This is a genomic window from Acinetobacter sp. YH01024, from assembly GCF_013420195.1.
In the GTDB taxonomy this organism is placed as follows: Bacteria; Pseudomonadota; Gammaproteobacteria; order Pseudomonadales; family Moraxellaceae; genus Acinetobacter; species Acinetobacter amyesii.
Genome location: NZ_VOYQ01000074.1, coordinates 1 through 7,363 on the forward strand (window position 1 = coordinate 1; position 7,363 = coordinate 7,363).

Here is a 7,363-nt window from a genome sequence, read left to right on the forward strand (position 1 = left end):
TTTTTTTTTGGGAGGACACTGTGATGCTAGCTTTTGTTTTCACCTAAATCCTGTTTGCTGCATAAAAAATTTCAAGAGCTAAACAGGAGTAAATAAAAATGAGTTTAATTATTAAAGCGAGAAACATACGCTTGGATTATGCTGGGCGTGATGTTTTGGATATTGATGAATTGGAAATTCACTCTTATGACCGTATTGGTCTTGTGGGTGATAACGGAGCAGGAAAGAGTAGTTTACTCAAAGTACTTAATGGCGAAATTGTTTTAGCCGAAGCGACATTACAGCGTTTTGGTGATTTTGCACATATCAGCCAACTGGGCGGAATCGAAATAGAAACGGTCGAAGACCGGGCAATGTTATCTCGCCTTGGTGTTTCCAATGTACAAAACGACACAATGAGTGGCGGAGAGGAAACTCGTGCAAAAATTGCTGCCGCATTTTCCCAACAAGTACATGGCATTCTAGCGGATGAACCAACCAGCCACCTTGATCTCAATGGAATAGATCTACTTATTGGTCAACTTAAAGCATTTGATGGAGCATTACTTGTTATCAGTCATGACCGATATTTTCTTGATATGGTTGTAGACAAGATATGGGAGTTAAAAGACGGTAAAATTACGGAATATTGGGGTGGTTACTCGGATTACTTGCGTCAAAAAGAAGAAGAGCGACAACACCAAGCCGTAGAATATGAGCTGATGATGAAGGAACGGGAGCGATTAGAATCTGCTGTGCAAGAAAAACGCCAGCAAGCTAATCGATTAGACAATAAGAAAAAAGGAGAAAAATCCAAAAACTCTACCGAAAGTGCTGGACGACTTGGGCATGCAAAAATGACTGGCACCAAGCAAAGAAAACTGTATCAGGCAGCTAAGAGTATGGAAAAGCGTTTGGCTGCATTAGAAGATATTCAAGCACCAGAGCATTTGCGTTCTATTCGTTTTCGTCAAAGTTCAGCCCTAGAACTGCACAATAAGTTCCCGATTACGGCAGATGGTCTGAGCTTAAAATTTGGTAGCCGTACTATCTTTGATGACGCTAACTTTATAATACCGCTTGGCGCTAAAGTCGCTATAACTGGATCGAATGGAACAGGGAAAACGTCCTTGTTAAAAATGATATCAGAACGTGCTGATGGATTAACCATATCTCCAAAAGCTGAAATTGGCTACTTTACACAAACAGGATATAAATTTAACACGCATAAATCTGTGCTCTCCTTTATGCAGGAAGAGTGCGAGTACACAGTTGCGGAAATTCGTGCAGTATTGGCTTCAATGGGGATCGGAGCGAATGATATTCAAAAAAACTTATCCGACTTATCGGGAGGTGAAATCATCAAACTGCTTTTATCCAAAATGCTTTTAGGAAAATATAATATTTTGCTTATGGATGAACCAGGAAACTATCTTGACCTAAAAAGTATTGCCGCATTAGAAACAATGATGAAGTCCTATGCAGGAACTATTATCTTCGTATCTCATGACAAGCAATTGGTCGATAATATTGCTGACATTATCTACGAGATCAAAGACCACAAAATCATCAAGACTTTTGAGAGAGATTGTTAATGATAGCCAATCTAATCCGAACATTAATTATTGAACTCTTTAAAGGAAATTAAAAATGACAATTCAAGATATTCAATCACTTGCTGAAGCACACGGCTTGTTGCTTACGGACAAAATGAATTTCAATGAAATGGGCATTGATTTTAAGGTCGTTTTTGCTCTTGATACAAAGGGGCAACAATGGTTGCTGCGTATTCCTCGTCGTGATGGCATGAGGGAACAAATCAAGAAAGAAAAACGCATTTTAGAATTGGTAAAAAAACATCTTTCTGTAGAGGTTCCTGATTGGAGAATTTCATCTACAGAATTAGTGGCTTATCCCATACTTAAAGATAATCCTGTTTTAAATTTGGATGCTGAAACCTATGAAATAATTTGGAATATGGACAAAGATAGCCCGAAATACATAACATCTTTGGCAAAAACCTTATTTGAAATCCATAGTATTCCTGAAAAAGAAGTTCGGGAAAATGATTTGAAAATTATGAAACCTTCAGATTTAAGACCTGAAATAGCAAACAATTTGCAGTTAGTAAAATCTGAAATTGGTATAAGTGAGCAATTGGAAACCCGCTACAGAAAATGGTTGGATAATGATGTTCTATGGGCAGATTTCACCCAATTTATACATGGCGATTTATATGCTGGGCATGTACTAGCTTCAAAGGATGGAGCTGTTTCAGGCGTTATTGATTGGTCAACAGCCCATATAGATGACCCAGCGATTGATTTTGCTGGGCATGTAACTTTGTTTGGAGAAGAAAGCCTCAAAACTCTAATCATCGAGTATGAAAAACTAGGGGGTAAAGTTTGGAATAAACTATATGAACAGACTTTAGAAAGAGCAGCGGCCTCTCCTTTGATGTATGGTTTATTTGCCTTAGAAACTCAAAATGAAAGCCTTATCGTTGGAGCAAAAGCTCAGTTGGGAGTTATATAATTTAAAAATATGATTGCTGAGAACTGCCTTGTTTTGAAACTTGGTTGGCTTTAATTAGTTTTTAGTATTCTTTATAGAAAATGCCTCGATCAAGGGGCATTTCTAACAATCATTTAACATAAAATTTCTTATGCGAAATTTAGGTCTTATCCCAAATAAATCCATTAAAAAGATCTTTATCTTTCTGCTTATTTTCTTCGGTCTTATTTTCCGTATTTAAAAATTGCTCAAAATCGGCTAATTGCTGTTTAAACGATTCATCATTTTTTAATTTATTTAAAGCCCAAGCTCCCAGTAGAATTTTACGTCTCGTATCATCTTTACGTTGCTGATCAGAAACTTTCTTTTTTTCACGAGCAGCAATAGCTTGTTTTTGTGCTTTTAGTTGTCTTAATCGTTCTTCTTGCTTTGCAATTTTTTGCTCTAAAGTTTCAACACTCATACCATCACCATCTCAAGGAATCCCCCTCAAGCATAGGTCTGTTTGAATTGAAATTCAAGACAGCCCATGCTATCGTGGTTTTCCCGAAGGGCGCACTTAGCCATTGGATTTCATCCAATGGTGCGACAAGGGGTAAATCCCCTTTGTAATCCCCTGACCAACATATACATGTTGGTAATTTCGATAAATCGAAATAAAGAGCAAAAGCAAAATGGCGATATATCATTTTTCAGTTAAAACGATTAGTAGAGGTAATGGACGATCGGCCGTTGCTTGTGCTGCATATCGTTCAAGTGAAAAATTGGTATGCGATTTTTATGGAAAAGAACAAGACTACACAAGAAAAACTGGTGTCGAATTTACAAAAATCTATGCACCTGAAAATACAAATACTGAGTTACTCAAGCGCCAAACACTTTGGAATGAAGTCGAAAAGGTTGAACGTAGAAAAGATGCATTACTTGCAAGAGAGTTTGAGATTGCATTTCCCAGTGAGTTAAACGCTGAACAGCGTGAAAATATGCTCAATGAACTTTGCCGAAACCTCGTTAAAAAATACGGTGTCATCGTTGATGCTGCTATTCATGCACCTCATACAGACAGTGGAAGTGATGAACGCAACTACCATGCACACATCATGTTCACAACCCGAAGTATTAATGAGCAGGGTGGCTTTTCAGCAAAAAAATATAGGGACTTCAGTCGTGACAATGGCACAGAAACTGTAAGCCACTGGAGAGAATCATTTGCAGAGTTATGCAATCATCACCTGGAACAAAATGGATTTGATGAACGTGTCGATCACAGAAGTTATGAAGACCAGGAAAGTGACCTAGAAGCAACTCAGCACGAAGGTCCTCAAGCGACATACCTCCGGAGACGAGGGATATTTACAGAAATTAGTCTGAAAAATGATGAAATTAAGCTACGTAATTTAAAAATCAAAAAGGTCATCGCACTGGATGAAAACATCAAAGTATCTGAGGATCTTGTTCAAAAAGTACGAAGTGAGCTTCAGTTTCAATACTCTCAAGCTGAGTATTCAGAAAAAACTTCTCAGAAACTTTATGAATTCCAAAATGAAGAATTATCAAAATTAACAACAAAATTAGACACGATGAGTTCTGCAATATCAGAACTACGCAAAAAAGAGCCTTTATTTTTTAAAACAAAATGGATCAATCAAATAAATGACCTGATCGACCAACACAACACCCAACTAGACATCCAAAAGCATATTTCTGGTCTTAGTGAAATAGAAAAAAAAGAGAGATATTCTGATCATTTAAATAAATGGACAGAAGAAAATCAGCTGCTCCAGCCTAAAAAGTCTTTTGCAAAACTTGACGAACCGAACATCACTGTTAAACAACGAAAACTTAATGATCAAATTTCAAATATAGATCATCAAATTTCTGAAATATCACGCAGAGAAACTGAGTATCAAGAGTATGTACGCGATCAAAGACTGGAGATCATAAATAGTTATATATTTGAAGAAGATAACTATGGAAATAAATACTTTAGTCCTCAAAATGGTGAAAAACAAAAGCGACTATATGCAGAAGAAATGGAAGATCTAAAAATCCAAGAATTGCATGCGGCTTTTACAAAAAAAATTGAGACCGAAGCGCAGCAAGAGTTTTCCCAAAAAATAGCAATACAGCTCGAAAACGACCGAAAAGATCGTGAATCTAGAGAACAGCAGTTACGTAAAGAACGAGAGCAACAAGAACAACGCTATGCACAAGAACGAGAGCAACAAGAACATTTGGCATTTTTAAGACGCCAAGAACAAGAAAAACAGCAGAGAAATGAGCCTAAAAAGCCAGAAAATGACAATAACCATGACTACACGCCTTAGCAATCCCATTTAAGCGCAAAAAAACGGGGGTTTTAGCGACTTTTGATAGAAATACAGTAAAACTATAGTTGATAAAAATAAAATCGCTTAGAACGCAAATGAGAGCCTTTTAGCGAGTGTCTACGAGCGACACAACGAAAGGTTGCTTATTCCCCCTCTGAAAAACCGTTTTTTATTGAATTACTGGGGACAGTGATTAGCGAGTGTCTACGAGCGAAGTATTGATGCTTTTGCTCGTCAAAAAGCATGAGCATAGCGAATGCATTATTCATGTTTTGCTTTTTGAATCCTTGATCATATATGCAAAAAACTGCCCCCACGAAGCGAGTGAAACGAGCTTCAATAGAGTACGAGCTTTAGCGAGTACCAAGGGCAGTTTTAATAACTCACTTTGGAAATAAATTCCCTTTTATTCTTTTAAAAAGCTTTTAAAAGCTTTTAGACCCTCTGAAAACCTTATGCAGCAATAGTTTCAAGCGTTAAAAGGGTACAAATAGCATGATAAAGGGTACAAATAGCATGATTTTATCGTTTAAAAGGGTACAAATAGCATGATTAAAGGGTACAAATAGCATGATAAAGGGTACAAATAAATTATTGTACCCTTATGTTTATTGGTGTACATTGTTTTCTCATAAGGGTACAAAAATCATGTTCATTTTTTATAAGGTTTGATATCTGAATGAATAAAGAAAATAGTTATGATAAATCTTATCCAGTAACAACAATGGCTATTCAAAACAAAGTTACTGAATGCTTTAAAAGCATGTCTGTAGATGAAAAAAGAATTTTAATTATGGCTTCTCCGATTGCTAGAAATATCGATGCAAGTGAACAAGATCAAATCTTAATATCTGCTCAACAATTTGCTGATGACTGTGGTATCAAAGTCAATTCTGCTTATAAACAAATTGAAAATGCGTCAAAAAAACTAGTAGATCGGTCCTTTTCATACGTTAATGATAGGGGGAAAAAGGTCTACTCTAACTGGGTAATTGATGCTACTTATGAAGATGCAGGGATATCTTTAAGGTTTACATCTATTGTTTTGGTGATGTTGAAAATTTTAGATAAATACAATCCATACACTCGTTATAAAAAAGATGTAGTTCTAAAATTAAAAAAAGACTACTCAATAGACTTTTACCATTTAGCGAAAAAAAATCAGGCAAAAAATGGCTTTGAATTAACGCTAGATGAAATGTTTACAGAGTTTGGTTTACCAGAATCTTATAGAGATTTGAGGAACTTAAAACGAAGAGTTTTGAAGAGCTCATTAGATGAAATTAATGAATTTACCGATGTAACAGTTGACTATAGTCCAGTTAAAAAAGGACGTTCTGTTGTCGGCTTTAAGTTCACTGTGAAAGAAAAATCTAAGCCAAAATTAATAGCTCCTGAGCGAGATCCAAAAACAATAGATATATTCTGCAACCTGTCTGATGCTCAAATTAACAAGTACAGTGCTATTTTATCTAAACTTTCTGAGCTATCAGACCTAAGTAACTTCCAGGACTATCCTAGTTTTGCCCTTTGGATTAGTGGCATCTTACGAGATCCGAAAAGTGTAAGAGAGGAAACAGCAAAGCGGATTTTTAAAGCTCTTCATAGCAAGACGGATTTTAAACCATGAAAACTAGAGCTGAATTAGATGCAATGAGCCATCAAGAACTCAAAGACTATGAGCAAAGTTTACTTGCTCTGTGGACACCAAGAATGGCTATTGAAAGTGACATTGAAAGGTTAAGCACTAATCGCAACGAATTATTAGAAATTTTTAATCAATTAAAAAATCCTGATGCTCCTGAAAATGAGCGTTTAAAAAATTCTATTTTATCGCTCAAATATAAGATTGAAGATTTAGAAGATAAATTGGATGATCTTATTCAAGATAATCGCTTAAATCGTGCAGATTGAATTATTCAGTTTATTTAATTAAAACCGTGAAACATTGATCAAAGAATAGGCGTGGAACGTGAATAGTCACAAAAAAGCCGTTCCAGTGCGCTGAACCCTGGAACGTCTTAGTATAAGTTTATGATTTATATCGAATAAAAAACAGTATTTCGTATAAGGTGTATTATGTTAATTTTAGAAAATCTTCACTACTATTATTTTAAAATAAGCCTTATATCCAAGCATAAAACAAGGTTGTCTAGACTTCTTTTAACAGTAAAGTTATCATAAAACTGAATTTTATTTTTTAGGTAAGTTTATGCATTCTATCCGCATTCGTTAAGACACAACTATTTGCATAGTGACACTATTTTATAATGGTGGGCTTTTGTTGTGTCTTTAAGAATATATGCGGATATATAAAGTAAAAGTATGCTTAATTTATAAGTATGCTTTTAGTGCATAGTTTCCAGTTATAACTTAATTGACTAGCTATTTGTCCACCCTGTGGATGAATAGCTTTTTTTTTGGGAGGACACTGTGATGCTAGCTTTTGTTTTCACCTAAATCCTGTTTGCTGCATAAAAAATTTCAAGAGCTAAACAGGAGTAAATAAAAATGAGTTTAATTATTAAAGCGAGAAACAT

The 7,363-nt window shown here is 35.6% G+C and carries 6 protein-coding genes; 5 read left to right on the plus strand and 1 reads right to left on the minus strand.

All coding sequences use genetic code 11. From position 1 onward, the window contains the following. Positions 1-98: 98 nt before the first annotated feature. Positions 99-1,574: an ABC-F type ribosomal protection protein Msr(E) gene (msr(E), locus tag FTT88_RS16410; RefSeq protein ID WP_000052512.1), complete on the plus strand. Its 1,476-nt coding sequence runs from the start codon at positions 99-101 to the stop codon at positions 1,572-1,574. A gap of 55 nt (positions 1,575-1,629) precedes the next feature. Further along, positions 1,630-2,514: an Mph(E) family macrolide 2'-phosphotransferase gene (locus tag FTT88_RS16415; RefSeq protein WP_000155092.1), complete on the plus strand. Its 885-nt coding sequence runs from the start codon at positions 1,630-1,632 to the stop codon at positions 2,512-2,514. 139 nt (positions 2,515-2,653) lie between these two features. Here the strand turns inward: FTT88_RS16415 and FTT88_RS16420 are convergent, their stop codons facing one another. After that, entirely contained in the window at positions 2,654-2,956 is a 303-nt protein-coding gene (locus FTT88_RS16420) for a hypothetical protein (protein WP_018680087.1), read from the minus strand. A gap of 211 nt (positions 2,957-3,167) precedes the next feature. On the opposite strand from FTT88_RS16420, the gene mobQ reads away from it, so the two are divergent. The 3 genes from mobQ to FTT88_RS16435 all read left to right on the plus strand — a co-directional run bounded on the left by mobQ (position 3,168) and on the right by FTT88_RS16435 (position 6,737). Next, the gene (mobQ, locus tag FTT88_RS16425) at positions 3,168-4,820 is read left to right on the plus strand and encodes a MobQ family relaxase (protein ID WP_018680086.1); all 1,653 of its coding nucleotides are present in this window, start codon (positions 3,168-3,170) and stop codon (positions 4,818-4,820) included. Positions 4,821-5,502: 682 nt separating this feature from the next. Further along, positions 5,503-6,453, plus strand: coding sequence for a replication initiation protein (locus FTT88_RS16430; protein WP_004728629.1), 951 nt, complete (start codon positions 5,503-5,505; stop codon positions 6,451-6,453). Then, complete coding sequence (locus FTT88_RS16435; protein WP_004728627.1) at positions 6,450-6,737, plus strand: hypothetical protein; 288 nt, start codon at positions 6,450-6,452, stop codon at positions 6,735-6,737. The genes FTT88_RS16430 and FTT88_RS16435 overlap by 4 nt, the downstream gene beginning before the upstream one ends. The last annotated feature ends 626 nt before the right edge of the window (positions 6,738-7,363 follow it).